General features: G+C 36.2%; 22 protein-coding genes. 10 read left to right on the forward strand and 12 right to left on the reverse strand.

What is annotated here, in order from left to right; translation table 11 throughout:
* Positions 1 to 88 precede the first annotated feature (88 nt).
* Positions 89 to 1,447 (reverse strand): histidine--tRNA ligase, encoded by a 1,359-nt coding sequence (gene hisS / locus C8C84_RS00385; RefSeq protein WP_121311639.1) that lies wholly within the window; start codon positions 1,445 to 1,447, stop codon positions 89 to 91.
* Between the two features lie 143 nt (positions 1,448 to 1,590).
* Here hisS and C8C84_RS00390 point away from each other — a divergent pair, with 143 nt between their 5' ends.
* Positions 1,591 to 2,838, forward strand: a complete 1,248-nt coding sequence (locus C8C84_RS00390; protein WP_121311640.1) for an ABC transporter permease — start codon at positions 1,591 to 1,593, stop codon at positions 2,836 to 2,838.
* 27 nt (positions 2,839 to 2,865) lie between these two features.
* Here the strand turns inward: C8C84_RS00390 and prmC are convergent, their stop codons facing one another.
* Together prmC and C8C84_RS00400 are read right to left on the reverse strand one after the other, a co-directional pair.
* The gene (prmC, locus tag C8C84_RS00395; protein WP_121314924.1) at positions 2,866 to 3,741 is read right to left on the reverse strand and encodes a peptide chain release factor N(5)-glutamine methyltransferase; all 876 of its coding nucleotides are present in this window, start codon (positions 3,739 to 3,741) and stop codon (positions 2,866 to 2,868) included.
* A 6-nt stretch (positions 3,742 to 3,747) separates the two neighbouring features.
* Positions 3,748 to 4,239, reverse strand: coding sequence for a GNAT family N-acetyltransferase (locus tag C8C84_RS00400; RefSeq protein ID WP_121311641.1), 492 nt, complete (start codon positions 4,237 to 4,239; stop codon positions 3,748 to 3,750).
* A gap of 231 nt (positions 4,240 to 4,470) precedes the next feature.
* On the opposite strand from C8C84_RS00400, the gene ribD reads away from it, so the two are divergent.
* Genes ribD through C8C84_RS00415 form a run of 3 tightly spaced genes read left to right on the forward strand, consistent with a single transcriptional unit; the run spans position 4,471 to position 6,757 of the window.
* Positions 4,471 to 5,514 carry a bifunctional diaminohydroxyphosphoribosylaminopyrimidine deaminase/5-amino-6-(5-phosphoribosylamino)uracil reductase RibD gene (ribD, locus tag C8C84_RS00405; RefSeq protein ID WP_121311642.1) on the forward strand — a complete coding sequence of 348 codons (1,044 nt, stop codon included), beginning with the start codon at positions 4,471 to 4,473 and terminating at the stop codon, positions 5,512 to 5,514.
* Positions 5,507 to 6,115 (forward strand): HAD family phosphatase, encoded by a 609-nt coding sequence (locus C8C84_RS00410; RefSeq protein WP_121311643.1) that lies wholly within the window; start codon positions 5,507 to 5,509, stop codon positions 6,113 to 6,115. Before ribD ends, C8C84_RS00410 begins: the two co-directional genes overlap by 8 nt.
* 33 nt (positions 6,116 to 6,148) lie before the next feature.
* Complete coding sequence (locus C8C84_RS00415; protein ID WP_121311644.1) at positions 6,149 to 6,757, forward strand: YigZ family protein; 609 nt, start codon at positions 6,149 to 6,151, stop codon at positions 6,755 to 6,757.
* Here C8C84_RS00415 and C8C84_RS00420 read toward each other — a convergent pair.
* A complete protein-coding gene (locus C8C84_RS00420; RefSeq protein ID WP_121311645.1) occupies positions 6,754 to 7,152 on the reverse strand; it encodes a thioesterase family protein in 399 nt (132 codons plus the stop codon). The two genes, C8C84_RS00415 and C8C84_RS00420, sit on opposite strands and share 4 nt — an antisense overlap.
* A 187-nt stretch (positions 7,153 to 7,339) precedes the next feature.
* Here C8C84_RS00420 and dnaA point away from each other — a divergent pair, with 187 nt between their 5' ends.
* Genes dnaA through C8C84_RS00435 form a run of 3 tightly spaced genes read left to right on the forward strand, consistent with a single transcriptional unit; the run spans position 7,340 to position 9,992 of the window.
* A complete protein-coding gene (dnaA, locus tag C8C84_RS00425; RefSeq protein ID WP_121311646.1) occupies positions 7,340 to 8,767 on the forward strand; it encodes a chromosomal replication initiator protein DnaA in 1,428 nt (475 codons plus the stop codon).
* Positions 8,768 to 8,805: 38 nt separating this feature from the next.
* Positions 8,806 to 9,273 (forward strand): low molecular weight protein-tyrosine-phosphatase, encoded by a 468-nt coding sequence (locus C8C84_RS00430; RefSeq protein ID WP_121311647.1) that lies wholly within the window; start codon positions 8,806 to 8,808, stop codon positions 9,271 to 9,273.
* Entirely contained in the window at positions 9,270 to 9,992 is a 723-nt protein-coding gene (locus tag C8C84_RS00435) for an SAM-dependent methyltransferase (protein WP_121311648.1), read from the forward strand. Before C8C84_RS00430 ends, C8C84_RS00435 begins: the two co-directional genes overlap by 4 nt.
* Before the next feature lie 19 nt (positions 9,993 to 10,011).
* Here the strand turns inward: C8C84_RS00435 and C8C84_RS00440 are convergent, their stop codons facing one another.
* From C8C84_RS00440 to dapF, 5 genes are all read right to left on the reverse strand, one after another.
* Positions 10,012 to 10,647 carry a peptidoglycan-binding protein LysM gene (locus C8C84_RS00440; protein ID WP_121311649.1) on the reverse strand — a complete coding sequence of 212 codons (636 nt, stop codon included), beginning with the start codon at positions 10,645 to 10,647 and terminating at the stop codon, positions 10,012 to 10,014.
* Between the two features lie 97 nt (positions 10,648 to 10,744).
* On the reverse strand, positions 10,745 to 11,656 hold the full coding sequence (locus C8C84_RS00445) for a DUF2279 domain-containing protein (RefSeq protein ID WP_233549693.1): 912 nt from the start codon (positions 11,654 to 11,656) through the stop codon (positions 10,745 to 10,747).
* Between the two features lie 3 nt (positions 11,657 to 11,659).
* Entirely contained in the window at positions 11,660 to 12,688 is a 1,029-nt protein-coding gene (mltG, locus tag C8C84_RS00450) for an endolytic transglycosylase MltG (protein ID WP_121311650.1), read from the reverse strand.
* 19 nt (positions 12,689 to 12,707) lie between these two features.
* Positions 12,708 to 13,235 carry a GNAT family N-acetyltransferase gene (locus tag C8C84_RS00455; RefSeq protein WP_121311651.1) on the reverse strand — a complete coding sequence of 176 codons (528 nt, stop codon included), beginning with the start codon at positions 13,233 to 13,235 and terminating at the stop codon, positions 12,708 to 12,710.
* Positions 13,229 to 14,011: a diaminopimelate epimerase gene (gene dapF / locus C8C84_RS00460; RefSeq protein WP_121311652.1), complete on the reverse strand. Its 783-nt coding sequence runs from the start codon at positions 14,009 to 14,011 to the stop codon at positions 13,229 to 13,231. The genes C8C84_RS00455 and dapF overlap by 7 nt, the downstream gene beginning before the upstream one ends.
* Before the next feature lie 133 nt (positions 14,012 to 14,144).
* Between dapF and C8C84_RS00465 the strand changes: the two genes are divergently transcribed.
* The 3 genes from C8C84_RS00465 to C8C84_RS00475 all read left to right on the forward strand — a co-directional run bounded on the left by C8C84_RS00465 (position 14,145) and on the right by C8C84_RS00475 (position 17,703).
* Positions 14,145 to 15,539, forward strand: coding sequence for a S1C family serine protease (locus tag C8C84_RS00465; RefSeq protein WP_121311653.1), 1,395 nt, complete (start codon positions 14,145 to 14,147; stop codon positions 15,537 to 15,539).
* 174 nt (positions 15,540 to 15,713) lie between these two features.
* Positions 15,714 to 17,162, forward strand: coding sequence for a glyceraldehyde-3-phosphate dehydrogenase (locus C8C84_RS00470; RefSeq protein ID WP_121311654.1), 1,449 nt, complete (start codon positions 15,714 to 15,716; stop codon positions 17,160 to 17,162).
* Between the two features lie 163 nt (positions 17,163 to 17,325).
* Positions 17,326 to 17,703, forward strand: coding sequence for a hypothetical protein (locus C8C84_RS00475; RefSeq protein WP_121311655.1), 378 nt, complete (start codon positions 17,326 to 17,328; stop codon positions 17,701 to 17,703).
* Positions 17,704 to 17,756: 53 nt separating this feature from the next.
* Here the strand turns inward: C8C84_RS00475 and C8C84_RS00480 are convergent, their stop codons facing one another.
* The 3 genes from C8C84_RS00480 to C8C84_RS00490 form a co-directional block, all read right to left on the reverse strand.
* Positions 17,757 to 20,021 carry an aconitate hydratase gene (locus C8C84_RS00480; protein ID WP_121311656.1) on the reverse strand — a complete coding sequence of 755 codons (2,265 nt, stop codon included), beginning with the start codon at positions 20,019 to 20,021 and terminating at the stop codon, positions 17,757 to 17,759.
* A gap of 166 nt (positions 20,022 to 20,187) precedes the next feature.
* Complete coding sequence (locus C8C84_RS00485) at positions 20,188 to 21,303, reverse strand: acyltransferase (RefSeq protein WP_121311657.1); 1,116 nt, start codon at positions 21,301 to 21,303, stop codon at positions 20,188 to 20,190.
* A gap of 51 nt (positions 21,304 to 21,354) precedes the next feature.
* On the reverse strand, positions 21,355 to 21,708 hold the full coding sequence (locus tag C8C84_RS00490; RefSeq protein ID WP_147406792.1) for a hypothetical protein: 354 nt from the start codon (positions 21,706 to 21,708) through the stop codon (positions 21,355 to 21,357).
* Between the last annotated feature and the right edge of the window lie 4 nt (positions 21,709 to 21,712).

The raw sequence follows: 21,712 nt of genomic DNA on the forward strand, positions 1-21,712 counted from the left end.
TATTTTTTTTGACACTAAAAACGCTCTGCAAAAGTGGAGCGTTTTTTTTAACTAAAAGCCCCAAACTTTATGCTGATACTATTAACGCTTAAACTAATTTCTCTAAAATACCCGATAAATCGGTTTCCGATTGTTCGCCGGATTTTAGGTTCTTCAAAATAAAAGAATTACCCTTAATCTCTTTGATTACAAACGGAATGTTTCTTCGCTCTGCATGTTTAAATTGTTTGTCAATTTTAGCCGCATCGGGATATAATTCTGCTTTGATATTTTTATTACGCAAAGTCGTGAGTGCTTTCATGGCTTCAAAAGCTTGGCTTTCGCCAAAATTTAAAAACAATACTTTAGTCGAAGTCGTAACGGTTTGCGGAAACAAATTCAATTCTTCGAGCACCAAATAAATGCGGTCAAGGCCAAAAGAAATGCCAACACCACTCATATTTTTCAACCCGAAAATTCCGGTCAAATCATCATATCTTCCGCCACCGCCGATGGAACCCATTGCCACGCCTTCCGGTGCCGAAACTTCAAAAATGGCTCCGGTGTAATAGTTCAAACCGCGTGCTAAGGTTACATCCAAATCTAATTTGGCTTTTTGCAAACCTAATTTGATTACGTTGTCACAAATAAAACGCAGCTCTTCAATTCCTTTTTTACCTTCTTCTGAAGTAGAAAGCAAACCGGCTAATTTTTCTAATTTCTCTTGAATCGTTCCGGTGAAGCTGAATAAAGGTTGTACTTTTTCTAAAGCGGTTTCTGAAATGCCTTTTTCAATCATTTCTTTTTTAACGCCTTCCTCGCCTATTTTGTCGAGCTTGTCTAAAGCCACAGTAAAATCAATCAACTTCTCCGAAGCGCCAATGACTTCAGCAATGCCCGATAATATTTTGCGGTTGTTAATTTTAATGGTAACGCCTTCCAAACCCAATTCTGCAAAAACCGAATCATACAATTGCACCAATTCGACTTCTTGCCATAATGAAGTGGAACCAACCACATCAGCATCACATTGGTAAAACTCTCTGAATCTTCCTTTTTGTGGCCTATCCGCACGCCAAACCGGCTGGATTTGGTAACGCTTAAACGGAAACTCAATCTCGTTTTGGTGTTGCACAACATAACGCGCAAAAGGTACGGTTAAGTCGTAGCGAAGGGCTTTTTCTGAAATCTTTCCGGTTAATTGTTTATAGTTTATAGTTTGTAGTTCTGAAGTTGGCACTTTATCCAAATAATCTCCCGAATTCAATATCTTAAATATTAAACGATCACCTTCTTCCCCATATTTTCCCATCAAGGTATCTGAGTTCTCAAACGACGGCGTTTCTATCGGTTGGTAACCAAATTTCTCAAAATGATTTCTCATTATTGAAATAATATAGTTGCGTTTGGAAACCTCTGTCGGTGAAAAATCTCTGGTGCCTTTGGGAATGCTTGGTTTTTGTGCCATTTGAAAAATTATGAATTATAAATTATGAGTTTAAAAAAATAAAAAACTCGTTCGTAATTGACTTTTGCAAATATCTATATTTTTATAGACTTAATATAACTATGGTTGTAACAAAAGCTGTATTTTAGTGTCAAATTACCGTTATGATTGGATTATTCAAAGAAAATGTAAAAATTGCGTTGGGTTCGATTCGAACACAATTGCTTCGAACTGTATTAACGGTTATTATTATCGCCATTGGAATTACCGCTTTGGTTGGAATTCTGACGGTTGTGACCGCCATCGAATACAACCTGAATTCGAGCTTTGCTTCGATGGGTTCTAATACCTTTAACATCAACCAATACGAATTCCAAAACCGCCGTCGTGGTGGTGGCGAAGTAGAAAAAATCAACCCGATTATTACCTATACGGAAGCCAAAACTTTCAAAGAAAAATACAATTATCCTTTAACCCAAACGTCGCTTTCTTTTGTAGCCACTTCGGCTGCCGAAGTCAAATTTGAAAACCAAAAAACGGATCCGGAAATAACTGTTTTGGGTATTGACGAATATTTTTTAAGCAATTCCGGTTTAGAAATTACCCAAGGTCGAAGCTTTAATACTTTCGATATTTCGAATAATATTTATGCTTGTATCGTTGGTTCCGATTTTGTTTCCAAAGACGGTTTGCTGAGAGATGTCAATCCAATCGATAAAATTTTAACCATTCGTGGCGCCAAATTCAGAGTAATTGGCGTAATAAAAGAACAAGGCTCAACCTTTGGCAACAGCCAAGATTTAAGGGTTATGATTCCGATTCAAGTGGCGCGTTCGATGTTTTCAGCACCAAGCATCAATTACTCCTTAAGTATTATGGTGTTGAAAAAAGAGTTTTTAGACCAATCCGTTGATGACGCTTTAATTACTATGCGAAAAGTAAGAAGACTAAATCCGGTAGAAGAAAATAATTTCGGTATCTCAAGAAGTGACGATTTGCTTAACAGAATTGCCGATTTGACCGGATTTTTAAACATCTCCGCTTGGGTAATTGGTATCATTACTATATTGGGTTCATCTATTGCTTTGATGAATATCATGATTGTTTCTGTAACCGAAAGAACCCGTGAAATTGGTGTGAGAAAATCACTTGGCGCCAAGAAAAGCACCATTGCCATACAGTTTTTTGTAGAGACTTTAACCATTGGACAAATCGGCGGGATTTTTGGAATCATCTTCGGAATCCTTGCAGGCTTTTTTATCTGTCTCGCTGCCGGATGGGATTTTGTAATCCCATGGGGCGCCATGATAGCCGCTTTTACCACCAGTTTTATAGTTGCGTTAGTTTCCGGATTGTATCCTGCAATAAAGGCTTCTCAATTAGATCCGATTGAAGCGTTGCGGTATGAGTAATTAGTGTTCAGTTGGGAGTGTTCCCTTTTATAGTGCTGCCGAAATCATTCGGTCATTTCCATAAATATCTTTGTGAAGTAGAACATTTTTAAACCCAAAACTTTCTACCAAAGCAACGGTTTCCTTACCTAAATATTGATTGATTTCAAAGTACAGTTGTCCATTCGGCGAAAGATTCTTTTTTGCCAATTCAGTGATTTTTCTATAAAAAAGCAACGCGTCATTGTCTTCTACAAATAAGGCCAAATGCGGTTCATATTCTAAAACATTCGGATTGATTTCCGCTTTCTCCAAATTTCGAACATACGGCGGATTCGAAACAATAATGTCGAATTGTTGTTCTAACCCTTCGACTGCGCTCAAGTTGACAACATCAAGTATATTTTTCAACAAAAATGTGACTTCTACTTTATTGAGTTCCGCATTTTTTTGGGCTGTCGCCAAAGCTTTCTCCGATACATCAATCGCATACACTTCAGCATTCGGCAGATTCTTTTTCAGTGAAATAGGAATACAACCGCTACCGGTTCCAATTTCGAGGATTCTAACTTTTCCCTTTTTTCTCTTCCCTTTTTCCTCTTCTTTTAAAATCAACGCAACCAACTCTTCCGTTTCCGGTCTTGGAATCAATACATTTTCATTGACTAAAAACGGTAATCCATAGAATTCGGTTTCACCTAAAATATACTGAATTGGTTTTTGATTCTTCAATTCGACCAAAACGCTTTCCCAACGCAACAATTGCAACGCATCCATTTCCATTTCAGGATATAAGGCTAAGTCAATTCTTTTTTGATGATGAAAACTTTCCAATGTTAAATAAAAGAAACTCTCAATCTCTTTTTCGTCATACAAAGAAGAAAGTTCTCGGAGGAAAGTGGTCCTATAGTTTTTGATTAGCATTATCAATTATTTGTTATCAATTGTCAATTCCTTGATCATCCAAACCGGACAAGTTGTATGACCTGTATTACCCAAAGGCGCACAAAGGTATTCAAAACCCATTTTCTGATACAAACTTTGTGCTGCTACCATTTCGGGTAATGTTTCGAGATAGCATTTTTCATAACCCAATTCGACAGCTTTCTCCAAACATTTTTGAATCATTTGGAAACCAATGCCTTTCCCGCGAATTTCCTGCAAAAAGTACATTTTCTGTAATTCGCAGATATTCTCTGTTGAATTTTCCAATTGACTTACGCCTGCTCCGCCAACAATTTTGCCTTCATTTTCTATTACAAAATAAGTGGCGCGCGGTTTATCATAAGCTTCAAACATAAAATCTAATTGCGCATCGGCGAAAGCTGTTCCTGTTTTTGGAAAATTATCTGCCATAAAAACTGCTCTAATAACTGCTGCAATTTGTTGGTTATCTTGTTCTTGAGTTTCCCTGATTATCATTTGCTTTAATCTTAATAATTACAAAAATAGTCCAATTGTTTAAACCACATAGAATCATAGAAATAATAATCCTTAAAAGTCGCTTGGCTCGAAATAGATTCTATATTTCTATGCGGTAAAAAACCAAAGAGATAAAATCCTATTTTTGTATGATGACTACTCACGAAACGCTAAAGACAAACAAGAATTAAACAACAACTTTAATAGCGTTCCTGACACCTTAGGCAAAAAATGAAATCAACGGAAGAATTCTATATAAATCGCTGCATTGAATTGGCCAAAAATGGTTTAGGAACAACCTATCCAAATCCGTTAGTGGGTAGCGTAATTGTTTATAAAGGCAAAATAATCGGTGAAGGTTGGCATCGGAAATCCGGCGAAGCTCATGCTGAAGTTAATGCCGTAAATTCAGTAAAAGACAAATCTCTTTTGGCGAAAGCCACGATTTATGTATCGCTTGAACCATGTAGTCATTTTGGGAAAACGCCTCCTTGTTGCGATTTAATCATCCAACACAAAATTCCTAGTGTAGTAATTGGAACTGTTGACCCAAACAGTAAAGTCGCCGGCACCGGAATTAAAAGATTAATCGAAAACGGTTGTCAGGTAACCGTTGGTGTTTTAGAAAACGAATGCAACGAATTGAACAAACGCTTCTTTACTTTTCACAATAAAAAACGACCTTATATTATTTTAAAATGGGCAGAAAGTGTGGATGGTTTTATGGCACCTTTAACCAAAGAAAAACAAGAACCGGTTTGGATTTCCAATATATTTTCACGTCAATTAGTACACAAATGGCGTAGTGAAGAACAAGCTATTTTAGTGGGAACGCAAACGATTTTAGACGACAATCCCAAATTAGATGTTCGCGATTGGACCGGAGAAAACCCTATTCGAATTGTTTTGGACAGAACCGGTAAAATAAGCAATGCCTATTTTATTAAAGACGGCAAAACAAAAACCATTATTATCACCGAAAAAGAAAATGTAACATTTGACGATAATCGTATTTATGAAAGTATTATCTTTGATAGTCAGCTAACCAAGAATATAATCGGTATTTTATACAAATACGGCATACAGTCTATCATTGTTGAAGGTGGAAAGCAAACACTACAAACTTTTATAGAAGACAATCTTTGGGATGAAGCTAGGGTTTTTACGGGCAATATTTCTTTAAACGAAGGTATAAAAGCACCTCAATTGAATGGAATTTCCAAAACAACAGAAATAAAGGGTGACCAACTTAAACTTTTTTTAAACCATGATTAACACTATAATTTTCGATTTTGGCGATGTTTTTATCAATCTTGAAAAAGAAAAATCGATAGAAGAGTTTAAAAAGTTAGGACTTGATGGTCCAAATGAAGAATTATTGACACAGAATGATTTATTCGAAAAAGGCCAAATAACCGACCTTCAATTTGTAGAGAGTTTTCACAAATTCATTCCCAATGCTTCCATTGAAGAAATTACCAAAGCTTGGAATTCTGTTATTGGAGATTTTCCTTTGTATCGCTTAGAATTTTTGCAATTGCTGTCCAATAAGTACCGTTTATTCCTATTAACTAATACCGATTCCATTCACATCAACCAATTTGAACACAAAGTAGGCATGTCATTTTACTCCGATTTTTATCGTTGTTTTGAAAAGGTATATTACTCTTATGAAATGGGCATGAGAAAACCTCAACCGGAAATTTTTACTAAAATTTTAAGCAAACACGACTTATCTCCCAAACGTACCTTATTTGTAGATGACAAAAAAGACAATACTGATATCGCAGAAAGCCTTGGTCTTCATGTATGGAATTTACAAGTAGGCAAAGAAGATGTGGTGAATTTGTTTGACCAAAAACACTTGCCGTTTTAATAATTTTAATCGCAATTTCAAATTTCAATATCAATTTCATTGAAAGACACTTACAATACTATTGCTGCGCCTTCAGCAGAAATTCTCTATAAAGAAAAAAACAGCAAATTCTTTGGTTATGCTTTTCCTGTTACCAATGAAGAAGAAATCAAAAGGCATTTAGAACAATTGCGAAAACACCACCACGGCGCAGTTCATTTTTGTTACGCTTACCAACTCGGTACTGAAACACTTACTTTTCGAGCTAATGATAATGGCGAACCTAGTAATTCAGCAGGAATGCCTATTTATGGACAAATCCAATCTTTTGGCGTTACCAATATATTAGTGGTCGTCGTTCGTTTTTTTGGCGGCGTCAAATTGGGTGTTGGCGGATTGATTTCTGCTTACAGAACGGCTGCGGAAATGTCTTTAGAAGCATCGGAAATTATTGAAAAAACAATCAATATTCATTTTCTAATTTCATTTGATTATAAGAACATGAACAAAGTCATGCGAGTCATCAAAGAAAAGAACCTCGATATTATATCTCAAAAAATGGATGAAAGTTGTCAAATTGAAATTGCCACTCGAAAAAAAAATGCCGAAAATATAGTCGACATTTTTAGTAATTTATTTGAAATTGAGATACAAAAAATCTAATCGTTCATGATGTCCAAAATGTATTGCGGTGGCGCAATAGGTTTTCCTAAATTTATGTCTACAAAAACGAGTATAAAATGCGCAGTTGTTAATAACTCATCCTTTTCGTTGCGAATCTCACAATCAAATTCTATCTTCACTGAGGAATGACTTTTGAACTTGGTAATCACTGTAAGTAAGTCATCATAACGTGCTGGTTTTTTGTAATTTATAGTCATGGAAACTATCGGCAAAGCTATCCCGCTTTCTTCCAGTGATTTATACGAAATCCCTTTGTTTCTAAGCCATTCCACGCGTCCCATCTCAAAATAAGGCACATAATTTCCGTGATAAACCACACTCATTTGGTCTGTTTCTGAGTAACGAACTCTAACTTGAATCTGATGTTCTTTCATCTGTTTTTTTTGCTTTTAATCTATAATCAAACTTCCCTTTACAACAATATTTTTAAAAAATCAATACCATATAAATTTTTTTTAACGAATTTTATTCACATATTTGTTATCCCGAAAAACATGATGATTTTCATTGTCATTTTAGTCAAAATAACCTAACAATAAATACTATAATTTTTAACCAAATATGAGCAAAACTGCGCAATCGGTATGGGAAAACTGTCTTGAGTTCATAAAAGACAATATTCAAGAACAAGCTTTCAAAACTTGGTTTGAACCGATTAAGTCAGTTGAACTTACAGACAACGCTTTGTACATTCAAGTGCCTAGTAAATTTTTCTACGAATGGCTCGAAGAACACTACGTTAAATTATTAAAAGTAGCGTTAACCAAAGAACTCGGAAAAAACGCAAAGTTACTCTATAAAATTAAAATGGAAAACACTTATGGCAATAAACAACCGTTTACGGAACAATTGCCAAGTGCTCACCGCAGTCCAATAAAATCTCAAGATGTTGACGCTCCGTTTAAAAACCTGAATCCGGAACTTAAGAATCCTTTTGTTATTCCGGGTATCAGAAACTTAAAAATTGAGTCTCAACTAAATCCAAATTACAGTTTCGACAATTTCCTGGAAGGTGATTCTAACCGTTTAGCGCGCTCTGCCGGTATGGCTGTAGCCAACAAACCCGGCGGAACTTCTTTCAATCCACTATTGATTTTTGGTGGCGTTGGTTTGGGAAAAACCCATTTAGCGCACGCTATTGGTGTTGAAATCAAAGACAAGTATCCTGAAAAAACTGTTTTATATATTTCTGCTGAAGTTTTCACGCAACAATATATTGACTCGGTTAAGAAAAATAACAGAAACGATTTTATTCATTTCTACCAATTAATAGACGTGTTGATTATTGATGACGTTCAATTCCTATCCGGAAAATCAGGAACGCAGGATGTATTCTTCCATATTTTTAATTACTTACACCAAAACGGAAAACAAGTAATCCTTACTTCGGATAAAGCACCGGTTGACATGCAGGACATCGAACAACGCTTGTTATCCCGTTTCAAATGGGGATTGTCTGCCGAGTTACACCAACCGGATTACGAAACCAGAATTTCTATCCTTAAAAATATTCTTTATCGCGATGGCGTTGAAATGCCGGAAGAGATTGTAGAATACGTTGCCAGAAACATCAAATCTAATGTCAGAGAGTTAGAAGGCGCTATCATTTCTTTGATTGCCCAATCTTCTTTCAACAAAAAAGAAGTGACTTTGGATTTGGCGAAAAGTGTGGTAGAAAAATTCGTTAAGAATGTCAAACGCGAAATTTCAATCGACTATATCCAAAAAGTAGTTTCCGATTATTTTCAATTGGACGTAGACACTTTACAATCAAAAACCAGAAAACGTCACGTGGTTCAAGCCCGACAATTGGCGATGTTCTTCGCTAAGAAGTTCACCAAATCTTCATTAGCCAATATTGGTTCCCAAATTGGCGACAGAGATCACGCTACTGTTTTGCACGCTTGTAAAACCGTTGACAACTTGGTTTCTACTGACAAACAGTTCAAAAAATTTGTAGAAGATATTCACAAAAAATTATCGCTATAATTTGCTTTTTGACTAAGTTTGCAACTTAGAAAAATGCTATGCCCGTTAAAATTTTAATGGTTTGTTTAGGAAATATTTGCCGATCTCCTTTGGCAGAAGGCTTACTCGCGGCTAAACTTCCTCAAGATAAATTCATTGTTGACTCCGCCGGAACAGGAAATTACCACATTGGCAAACAACCTGACCAACGCTCTATTTTAGTGGCCAAAAAAAATGGCTTGGACATTACCAATCAAAAAGGCAGACAATTCACTTCACGAGATTTTGACGAATTCGATTATATCTATGTGATGGACAGCTCGAATTATGACAACGTAATTGATTTGGCCAAAACTGAAGCACAAAAAGCAAAAGTTGACATGCTATTGAATCACTTATTTCCCGGTGAAAATGTTGACGTTCCCGATCCTTATTACGGTTTGCAAAACGGTTTCGATATGGTTTATGAAATGCTTGATGAAACCTGTACTATTTTAGCTAAAAAACTGATGGAAAAACACTCATGAGCACACCAAACCTAAAAGGAAAACTCTATTTGATTCCGACTACTTTGGGCGAAATGAATCCTGATGATGTATTACCGCAATCGGTAAAAAGAGCTGTTGATTTTATCGATCATTATATCGTTGAAAACGAAAAAACGGCTCGTAAATTCATTAAATCAGTCAATCCGGAAAAAGTTCAGGCAACTTTAAAACTATCAACACTAAACAAACACACCGAAATTTCAGAACACAATGCCATGATTGCGCCTTGCTTAAACGGCATCAATATCGGATTAATGAGTGAAGCCGGTTGTCCCGGTGTTGCTGATCCAGGCGCAGTGATTGTGAAGTTAGCCCATGAAAAAGGGATTCAGGTGATTCCGTTAGTTGGTCCATCTTCTATCCTATTGGCGATGATGGGTTCGGGCATGAACGGACAGAGTTTTGCTTTTAATGGCTATTTGCCCATTGACAAAGGCGAAAAGAAATCGGCACTAAAAAACTTTGAAAAGCTATCTAATGATAAAAATCAATCTCAACTCTTTATTGAAACACCTTACCGAAACAATAAGTTGTTAGAAGACATTTTGCAAGCTTTACAGCCCAATACGCATCTTTGTATTGCCACAGACCTCACTTTACCTACTGAGTTTATCAAAACGCTTCGAGTGGCTGATTGGAAAAAAACAAAGTTCGATTTACACAACCGACCTACTATTTTTATTATCCATAAATTTTAAGATCAAATACAAATTGTAATTATTCTACTTTAGGGTTTTTAATAGCTTTGATACCATGCGTTTCGAATCCTCCAAAATCTTTAAGATAAGTCTTTACCGAAGTACCGTATTCATCTTTACATTTTTTGGCTCCTCTTGAATTCAGAAAACGTTTTACTGAACCTGCACCGCCTAAATGCGCTGCTGCTAAAATACCTGATTCGGTAATCTTAACACCGTCAATTACTTCTCCTTCAAAATCCTTAATGTATTTTTTTAACTCGTATTTATTTTTTGAAAGTAAAGCTATAAATGCTCTTTCCTGAAGTTTAGGATTGTTTAAAAACCCAACACTATCATGAATACCAATTGACTTTAGGGTTTCAACCCCAAATTGATACTTCCCTAAATACCCTAGAGTATTTACTTTTTTGTATTTACCTTGTGATTCTTTGTGCGCAATGGCTTCTTTGTAGCCAATAAAATACTTGCCCTTAAATGGGATATCCAGACTGAAGTAGTCTATGGTGTTTTCTGAAGGAAAAACGTACCGAAGTTTTTCATTTTCATCAACACGAAAACCGAAGTTGATTTGGGAATTGTATGGTTTGAAACCTGAGCTTATGAAAGCTACTACTAGTAGGATTGATGTGTAAAAAATTCCTTTTTTTATCATTAATTGTTATTTCTCAAGCGCTGTCACCGACATGAAATTACCGGGTGCAAATATACAACTAAATTTATAAAATTGAATATCAAGTAGTTAAACTGCGTTAAAAGTAGATTAAGTGCAACTCAGAACCGCCGCGCCCCTTGATTTCAAACGTTGGAGCCGGAATTTTAATGGTATTGAAAATTGTTAAAATTGTCTTAACAAAATGCGATTTTGTTTCAATTTTCGTCAAATCAACGTCGAGACTGAGGTAAAATTGACGGTATCTTTTACTTTCCGGAAGAAAAACAGTATTGACCAATTCGTCTTTTCCGGTAATCATTCCTTCAGCTCCATAACCGATGGCAATATTTAGCCATTTCGGAATTTTGGAAGTCTTGATAAATGAATGAATATTAGCCGAAAGCCAATAGGTTTGGCCGTTGTAATCCTTTAGAATTTGCTCTTGTAATGAATTGCCTAAAACATTAGGTCTAGCAGAAGCATATGGCGTAGTATGAAAAGAAAACTTGGGAACAATTCGTTGTTCTTTCCAAAGCAATTCTTGAGAAACAAATAAAGCCGTTCCTGAAACATTGGCGGCCATATCACCTAATGATGCACCCCAATTGGCTGAATAGCCATCAAAAACCTCAACCGTTGTCAGGAAAGCCAAACCAAGTGTAGAACCATAAATCAATTGACTTCTTCTACTCGAACCAGCCCATTTCAAGGCATTGGCCCCAAAACTTCCTAAATGATAAGCGGAAAAAACATGTCCGGCCTTGTCCATCTGTAGCCATTCGGCATTGTCATTGATAAAATGAAAATCAGAACGCGGATAATCGGCATACCAAAGTTGGTTCAAACCAATTAAAGCAGTAGCACCAATAGCAGCTTCAGAGATGACAAGGGTTTTAAGTCGTTTCTGATTTAAAGTATCCGAAGGTTTTAAAAAATGCTCTATCCCATTTTGTGCCCAAAGAAAACTCGAGCAGCATAAAAACAGAATTATATAATGCTGCTTTTTCAAGGATTAACGTTTGGTTCCTTGAGCATTTAGCCAATCTGCATATTTTTTGGCGTTGACATTATGCTGTTCCATCGTAGCAGCAAATTCGTGATAGCCAAATTTTTCCACACTCGCACAGAAATAAAGATAGTCGTGTTTTTCAGGATTCAAAACGGCATCAATCGCATCTACATCAGGCATTGCGATTGGTCCCGGTGGCAAACCTAAATTTTGATACGTATTGTATGGTGAAGCTATAAACAAATCTTTGTACAAAACCCTTTTGATTATTTGGTCAAAATCATTATCTCTTAACTTCAAAGCATAAATGACTGTTGGATCAGCTTGCAATTTCATGCCGTCTCTCAAACGATTTAAATAAACACCGGCAACTGTTGGTCTTTCACTTTTCTTAACGGTTTCTTTGTGAACGATTGAAGCCAAAGTAATGGCTTGCACAGGCGTTAAATTTAACTCAGCCGCTTTGGCAATTCTCTCTTTGGTCCAAAACTTATTGTATTCGTCCAACATTTTATCGCGGAATTTCTCTGCCGATATGTTCCAATAAAACTCATACGTATTAGGCAAAAACATCGAAAACACATTCTCTTTGGTGAACCCATTTTTCTCCAAAAATGCCGGATCACGGAAAGTCGCTAGCAATTTTGTTGTATCAGGTTCGATTTGAGCACTGATACGTTCACAAAGATTCTCTAATCTTTCTTGGTTATTAAAAGCCAATTTAACCGGAACATTTCTTCGCATCGTGGCAACCAATTGAAACGCGCTCATTCCTTTCTTTAATAAAAACCTACCGGCTTTTACATTCTCAGGATACGAACGAAGACCAGCTATAAATTCAAAATTGCTCCTATTTTTTACATAAGGTGAAATGATTCTTAGCACGTCTTCATATTTGGAATCCGTTGGAATTTCAACATAGATTTCCGCTTTGTCAAAATTGGTATTCGAAGTGAAGAATTTTATATAAACAACCAATACTACTATTAAACCAACAGCAGCTAAAATTTTAAAGATTTTACTTTTGTTCAAAACCGAGACTATTTAAGATTTATTTTTTTATTAACTGAAAAAGAGCTTCGTCTTGAAAGACATTGTTAATGCGAATCCAATCCTTTTTGATGCCTATTTTTTCAAATCCAAATGTAGTAAAAAGAGCTAAACTGGCTTTATTTTCAACACCAATATTTGCAAACAACTGGTGCAATTGCAACTGTTTAAAAGCATAATCAATAACCAAACCCAACGCTTCTTTGCCAAAACCACTTTTTCTATCGGCTTCATTTTGGACAATAATCCCAACACCGGCGCGATGATTTCTTGGATCAAAGTCGAATAAATCAATTAATCCAATGGCTTCGAAAGTATCTTTTTTGCAAATGGCTAAGCGCAATTGCTTAGCTTCATAAATATCTTGATGGGCATTTTCCAAATATTGTCGAATGAGAAATTTGCTGTAAGGTGTCTGGGTATTACTGACTTCCCAAATATTTTCGTCGTTTTCTACCACATAGAGAAACTCTAAATCTTCAGGTTCGAGTGCACGAAGGTAAATAGTATTTCCTTGTAGCGTTACCATTCTATTTCTCCTTCAAAAACAAAAGTCGCCGGACCTTTTAGAAAAACATTAGTGTATTTATCGCCTTCTTTTACAAAAGAAACTTCCAGTTTTCCTCCTTCAACATCTAAATAGATATGATGTGATTTGGTTTTTCCTGTTGCGTGCATTGCAATAGCGGCTGCTGTAGCTCCGGTTCCACAAGACAACGTTTCATCTTCTACACCTCGTTCGTAGGTACGCAACGCAAAATGATTTTCAGAAATTTGACTCACAAAATTCACATTGCTTCCCGGTTTACCATACAAATCAGAATAACGGATTTGAGCACCAACGCTTTTGACATCATAATTCTTCAAATCATCTACCATCATTACATGGTGTGGCGAACCGGTATTGAGGAAAACATAATCGCTTTCTATTTTTACAAAATCAACTTCTTTCATCCCGAGAGAAACAATTCCATTTTCAAAAATGGAAGCATGGTGCGGACCATCTGTTGCAATAAAATTAGCATCATTCTGAACAACATTCAAACTTTTGGCGAAAGCCACCAAACATCGTCCACCATTACCACACATCGAGCTCTCATTCCCATCAGAATTGTAATATACCATCCGAAAATCGGTTTCGGAGTCATTTTCTAATAAAATTAATCCGTCAGCGCCAATGCCAAAACGTCGGTCACACAGTTTTTCGATAAGTTGAATATTGGTTTTAGGAAAAATGGCTGCGCGATTGTCAATCATGACAAAGTCATTTCCGGTGCCTTCGTATTTGTTAAAAGTGATTTTCATAGTCGTGATAAGTGTTACAAAGATAGCAAAATTTAAGATTGACTTAAAAATTGTTAAACGAGCGTTAAAGGGTGTTTGCAGAAAAAATGAAAGTTTTTAATTTTACTATCGAATAATTTAAATGTTAATGACTATGAAACGATTATCAAGTTTATTTTTGGTTTCTTTATTAAGCGGCGCTACTACACTTGGAGCTTACAAATTATTTTTTGAAGGAACCAACAATCGAGACTCGATTGTAACTTTGGCTTCCAAAAACAACAACCGAACTGTTGGTTTATCCGGTGAAGCAATTGATTTTACTGAAGCTGCAGAAAATGCAATTCATTCGGTTGTTCACGTAAAAAATGTTTCTGTGAGAACGATTTCTGATCCAATAAGAGAATTCTTCTATGGTCAACGCGGCGGCCAACAACAAGAGCAAATCGGCACCGGTTCGGGTGTAATTATTTCTGAAGATGGTTACATCGTAACTAACAATCACGTGATTAAAGATGCTAATGAATTAGAAGTTACCTTGAACAATAATAAATCATACAAAGCCAAACTCATTGGAACCGATTCTAAAATGGATATTGCTTTGTTAAAAATCAGTACCGATGACAAACTGCCTTATACAACCTTTGCCGATTCTGATCAAGTGAAAGTAGGCGAATGGGTTTTGGCGGTAGGAAATCCTTATAATTTAAATTCAACAGTTACTGCCGGAATTGTTTCGGCGAAAGCCAGAAATTTAGACAACAGAAATAGCATTCAATCTTTCATCCAAACCGATGCGGCTGTAAATCCGGGAAATAGTGGCGGTGCTTTGGTAAATACTCGTGGAGAATTAATCGGAATTAACACGATGATTTCTTCTCCAACAGGAAGTTATACCGGATATTCTTTTGCCGTTCCGTCTAACATTACCCGTAAAATCATTGAAGACATCATGGAATTTGGCGGTGTGCAACGCGGTATTTTAGGGGTTGAAGGTTCGGAATTGAACAGTCGTGCGTCAAAAGAATTTGGCATCAATGATACCGAAGGTTTCTACATTAATAAAATTACTAAAAACTCCGGTGCAGAAAAAGCGGGTTTAAAAAGTGGTGATGTTATCAAAAAATTAGACAATCAAAAAATCAGTTCATATGCTGAATTGACCGGTTATATCAATACCAAAAGACCAAATGACAAAGTACAAGTAACTTTTATCAGAGATGGCGAAACCAAAACCGCTTCAGTAACTTTAATTAAAAACGACATTTTAACCACTGAATTCAAAGGATTAGAATTAGAAAACATTGATGCCACTGATAAAAAGAAATACCGAATTGATTATGGCGTTCGAATCAAAGAAATCAACAATGAGAATCTTAAACCTTATTATGACCAGTTGAAAGGTAACATTATTCTATCGGTAGACAATGTAAAAGCCACTGATGTAGAATCAATATCGAGATTTTTGAACAAAAAAGACGAAAATCAAAGTGTCAACATTCAAATGATTAACCGAATGGGACAAGTGATTCAAATCATCATACAATAATCATCTTACTTACTTTTGGGAAAAGCCAGTCTGTTAAAAGATTGGCTTTTTTTATTGTTAAATAATTACGAAATCGTTTTCGTAAAACGCTTCTATTTTATACTTTTGCGCCAAAATAAAAATTTCTGAAATGAATTCAGAATAATCAACACAAACTAAACTCTTTTCTTTTTTATGAACAGCAACACTTTATACGAGAAGGAATTATCATTTCAAGCCGACAGGCGAAAGGCAGGCGTAGAATTCATCAAGATTATCAGCGATTTATGGTATGACAAATCTATCGAGTTGGTTCTTTTCAGAAACCAATTAATCGATAGAAATGTTAGCGACATTATCAACTTGCATGAATATGCCGGAGAATTTGTTCAAAAGCCAATCAATGTATTTGATTCGGTTGAAATTGCACGAGCGATTCTGAATTTAGATTTACCGCCTTCGCGAATTGACATCGGCAAACTGACTTACGAATACCATTTAGAAGACAACAAATACCACGACGCCAGGGCATTTGTAATTGACAAATTAAAAAATGCCAAAGACTCTAAAAACATCAAACCAAAAGATGTGGTTTTGTATGGTTTTGGGCGTATCGGACGTTTATTGGCGCGTGAAATGATGAGCAAAATTGGGAAAGGACAACAATTGCGCCTTCGTGCGATTGTAACTCGTGACCGAAATGATGCTTCTTCGTTAGAAAAAAGAGCTTCTTTATTGCGCTATGATTCGGTTCACGGTGATTTTGAAGGTTCCGTTCAGGCCGATGTTGAAAACAATGCTTTGATCATTAATGGAACTACTGTTCATATCATAACAGCTGCTTCTCCGGAAGAAATTGATTATACAAAATACGGTATCGAAGAAGCGCTACTTATAGACAACACCGGAGCTTTCACTACAGAAGAAGCTTTGAAACGTCATTTGGTTTCCAAAGGGGTAAGCAAAGTATTATTGACGGCACCGGGAAAAGGCGTTCCGAATATCGTTTATGGGGTAAACCACAACGATCACAATCCGGATAACGTAGACATTTTCTCTGCTGCTTCTTGTACAACGAATGCCATTACTCCGATTTTACAAGCAGTTGAAGAAACTTTAGGGGTTGTAAAAGGACATTTAGAAACGATTCATGCTTATACCAATGACCAAAATTTGGTAGACAACATGCACAAAAAATACCGTCGTGGTCGTGCTGCCGCTTTGAACATGGTTATCACTGAAACCGGTGCAGGAAGTGCTGTTGCGAAAGCTTTACCAAGTTTGGCCGGAAAATTAACTTCCAATGCAATTCGTGTTCCTGTTCCAAATGGTTCTTTGGTGGTTTTGAATTTAGAAGTTGGCGCAGCCACTTCCATTGATGAAGTAAATGCCATTATGAGAAAGTATGCTTTAGAAGGCGAATTAGTAGAACAAATCAAATTTTCACTGAACAATGAATTGGTATCTTCAGATATCGTTGGGACTTCAGCACCATCTATTTTCGACAGTAATGCTACGATAGTTTCCGGTGACGGAAAAAATATAGTATTGTATGTTTGGTATGATAACGAATACGGCTATAGCCATCAAGTAATTCGTTTGGCCAAATATATTGCCAAAGTAAGACGTTACACTTATTATTAATAGTTATTAATTCAAAAACGAATCCGTTTAGTCTTGTATGATTAAACGGATTTTTTTTTAGATTTTAATAGATTTTATGCATTTTTCATCGACAAACAACCTGCGTATAAAAAAAATTGCTATTTTTCGCCTTTCAAAATTAAGCCCCAATTATTAAACATTTATGAAAAAAACCATTTTTAGTCTTTTAGTACTGACTTGTTTTGCCTTTTCTGATAGTGAAGATCCAAAAGTAACAACCTACAGTTACGGTCACAACGGTATGGAATATGTAGCCAGAAATAAAAACGGCACAGTGATTATAAGTACATTTAATTCTAAAATGACAATCCGTCAAGAGATTGCCACCAAAATTTATGATATGTATGTAGATAAGAAATTAAAGAGTGATACAAAAATCACTGTATATGGAGATGAAGCAGATGTCACAGGCAGATGCGTCATAAGAAAGAAAGACAATCTAACCGCAGTTGATTTTTACTATGAATCTGTTAGTTGGTGTTCAGGTCATAAAGAAATTTTCAAAAAGAACATAAAATAAAAAAAAAGCTCAACTTAATGTTGAGCTTTTTTTATACAATATAATTTCTCTTGTTACGCTTTTCCGGCTGCAATCAAGTTCAAAGCAGAACCTGCAACAAACCAACCAATTTGACTATCGTTATAAGTATGGTTAGCTAAGATAGTGTCTTTAGAACCATCGGCATGAACAAACTCTAGGGTTAATGGTTTACCCGGAGCAAATTCGGTTAAGTCTAAGAAATTGATAGTATCGTTTTCTTGGATTTTATCGTAATCCGCTTCGTTAGCAAAAGTCAAAGCCAACATTCCTTGTTTTTTCAAATTCGTTTCGTGAATACGAGCAAAGGATTTTACCAATACCGCTTTAACCCCTAAGAAACGTGGTTCCATCGCTGCATGCTCACGTGAAGAACCTTCTCCATAATTGTGGTCACCCACAACTATTGACGGAACTCCAGCCGCTTTGTAAGCACGAGCCACTGCAGGAACTGCATCGTAAGCACCGGTTAATTGATTTTTTACTTTATTGGCTTCTTGGTTGTAAGCGTTAACTGCTCCAATCAACATATTATTTGAAATATTGTCTAAGTGTCCACGGAAACGCAACCATGGTCCCGCCATAGAAATGTGATCGGTTGTACATTTTCCAAATGCTTTGATTAACAATTTAGCCCCTGAAATATTTTTTCCATCCCAAGCATCAAATGGCGCTAAAAGTTGCAAACGGTCGGAAGTTGGAGAAACCGCTACCTGAACTGATGAACCATCAGCTGCCGGCGCTTGAAATCCTGCATCTTCCACATCAAAACCTCTTTTTGGCAATTCATCACCAGTTGGCGGGTTCAATCTTACTTCTTCCCCATTGTCATTCAACAAAGTATCTGTAATCGGATTGAAAGTCAAATCTCCTGAGATTGCTAATGCCGCTACCATTTCCGGTGACGTTACAAAAGCGTGAGTGTTTGGATTTCCGTCCGCGCGTTTGGAGAAGTTTCTGTTAAAAGAGTGAACAATAGTATTTTTTTCGCCTTTGTCAGCGCCTGTTCTATCCCATTGTCCGATACATGGTCCGCAAGCATTGGTAAATACTTTAGTTCCCATTTTCTCAAAAGTAGCGATGATGCCGTCTCTTTCAATGGTGTAACGGATTTGTTCTGAACCCGGATTGATTCCGAATTCGGCTTTTGGTGTAATGCCGTGGGCAACTGCTTGCTCAACGATAGAAGCTGCACGAGCCATATCTTCATAAGACGAATTGGTACATGAACCAATTAATCCCCATTCTACTTTTAAAGGCCAACCGTTAGCAATTGCTTCTTCTTTCATTTTTGAAACCGGTGTTCCTCTGTCCGGAGTAAACGGTCCGTTAATATGTGGTTCTAACTCAGAAAGGTTGATTTCGATTAATTGGTCGAAATAATCAGCCGGATTAGCATAAACTTCCGCATCACCTGTTAAGTAAGAGGCTACTTTATCGGCAGCATCCACAATATCTTGACGATCCGTTGCCGCTAAATATCTTCTCATAGAATCATCGTAACCAAAAGTCGAAGTCGTTGCTCCAATTTCGGCACCCATATTACAAATCGTTCCTTTTCCGGTACAAGACATATTGGTGGCACCTTCACCGAAATATTCTACGATAGCACCTGTTCCACCTTTTACGGTAAGGATATCAGCTACTTTAAGGATTACGTCTTTTGGAGAAGTCCAACCGTTTAATTTTCCGGTCAACTTCACGCCTATTAGTTTTGGAAATTTCAATTCCCATGACATGCCCGACATTACGTCAACGGCATCAGCACCACCAACACCAATCGCTAGCATTCCTAATCCACCTGCGTTAACAGTATGTGAATCGGTTCCAATCATCATTCCGCCAGGAAAGGCATAATTTTCTAAAACAATTTGGTGAATAATTCCAGAACCCGGTTTCCAAAACCCAATTCCGTATTTATTAGAAACTGAAGACAGGAAATCAAATACTTCTTTTGATTGAGAATTAGCTACTGCTAAATCAGTTGTAGCACCTACTTTGGCTTGGATCAAGTGATCACAGTGAACTGTAGTTGGAACAGCCACTGTTTTTTTTCCGGCGTGCATGAATTGTAATAATGCCATTTGTGCAGTTGCATCTTGGCAAGCCACTCTATCGGGTGCAAAATCAACATAATCTTTTCCACGAGTGAAGGATTGAGAAGGCATTCCTTCCCATAAATGTGAATATAAAATCTTTTCAGATAAGGTAAGTGGACGACCAACTAACTCGCGTGCTTTATCGACACGAGCAGCCATAGTAGCATACACTTTTTCAATCATTTCAATATCAAAAGCCATAATAAAATTTGGTTAATTTGTTTGCATTGCAAATTTACGAAAACGTTATACTTCTAAAAAGTTTTTAATAAAATATGTTGATTCAGAAGAATGTTTTAGTAAATAGCAATTTTTGGTCTGTGTTTTTTAACAATAACATATTATATAAGTCAAAAACTGACTATTCTTAATTTTTATCTCTTAAATTCATCATTGGCTTTTCATAAAATCGATATAAAAAATAGCTCAATAGGATGGTAATTAAGATATAGGAACTTAAAAAAGCAATCAAATGAATATTATTATGCCTATCAATAAAAATATATTGTTTCATCAAGAACAAAATCACGCTGTAATGAAGGAGATAAATAGAATAAGAAATCAAACTAATGAAAGTAACCGGTTTTTGGAACAGTACTTTTTCTTCTTTCCATTCCGACAAGAAAGGTAAAAAGCAGGCCACTCCGACTGACATTAAAGGAAGATAAAAAACATTCCAAAACATTGGCGTTACTTCAATTATCCAGCCTAAAAAGCCAATGCCAACAAATAGAAAAAAAAATAAAAGCATTCCTAAAACGAAAAATATCGATTTGCTTTTTTGCCAAAACGAAGTATAATTCAAATAAATCCAACTGCACAAAACACCAATAAAAATGCTGTCCAAGCGATAAATTACAACAGCTTTAAGCGAAAGATTCCATTGGGTTAAAGTCGTATTAAGCGTTGTATTTTGATAAACTACTTTGGCACAAAAAAAAATCAGAATAAGTGTGATGATTGACCGGAAGAAAAAACGTGATTTATTTTTGAACTTAATTAAACTTCCGATAATTAAAAGAAAAAAAGGCAACGTAACATACGCAAACTCTTCCACCGATAAACTCCATGATTCCGGAAAGAAACGCAACATGGTAGTGTTTAGATTTTGAAGGAAAAAGAAGTATTTCCACCAAGACGATGCAACATAACCCACAAAACTGGCAATTGCCAAATTGACCAATAAGATCAAAAAGTAATTAGGCAAAGTTCTAAACCATCTTCGCTTGAGAAAGTAGAAAACGGTTTTGATAGAGAAATCTTCTTTGAGATATAATTGGTACAAAATTTTACCAATGAGAAAACCACTGAGGACAAAGAAAATTTCGACACCAAAGAATCCTGATAAAAGGAGTAATTGATAAAAAAGGTTGTCTTTTTCAGGAATAATCCAAACGCAATGACCAAATAAGACCATCAATATGGCAATAGCTCGCATTAAGTCGAGGCCGAAAACTCTGGAACTTTCTTGTTTAGCTAACATATTTCAGCCTTATTTTTAAAGCACTAAAATAGGTAATATCAATTGGAAGTGCTAAAAAACTTTAGGCAGAAATTTATAAAATATCGCAATGGCTGAACTGAATCCCAAAAAGCACAGAAACAATCCAAAACCCAGCAATTGAAACGCTTCAGCTGATGCTGTTGGAAAATCATTGAACTCTGAAATTACCGCCAAAACCATAAACAAGGAAAACAACGAAATAAGGGTTGCCACTGAAAAACCAACAAACTTATTTTGAAAGAAGACTTGAAGTAAGAGTATTATGAATACGCCAAAAACAAACGGATTAAAATGATTTCCACCGATAAGATTTTCGAGAAACCAATAAGCACTTAATCCTAAAAGAATCAATTCGGGTAAAACGAGTACATATTTTTTCATCATCAAA

The sequence above is a fragment of the Flavobacterium sp. 102 genome (assembly GCF_003634615.1).
Taxonomy (GTDB): Bacteria; Bacteroidota; Bacteroidia; order Flavobacteriales; family Flavobacteriaceae; genus Flavobacterium.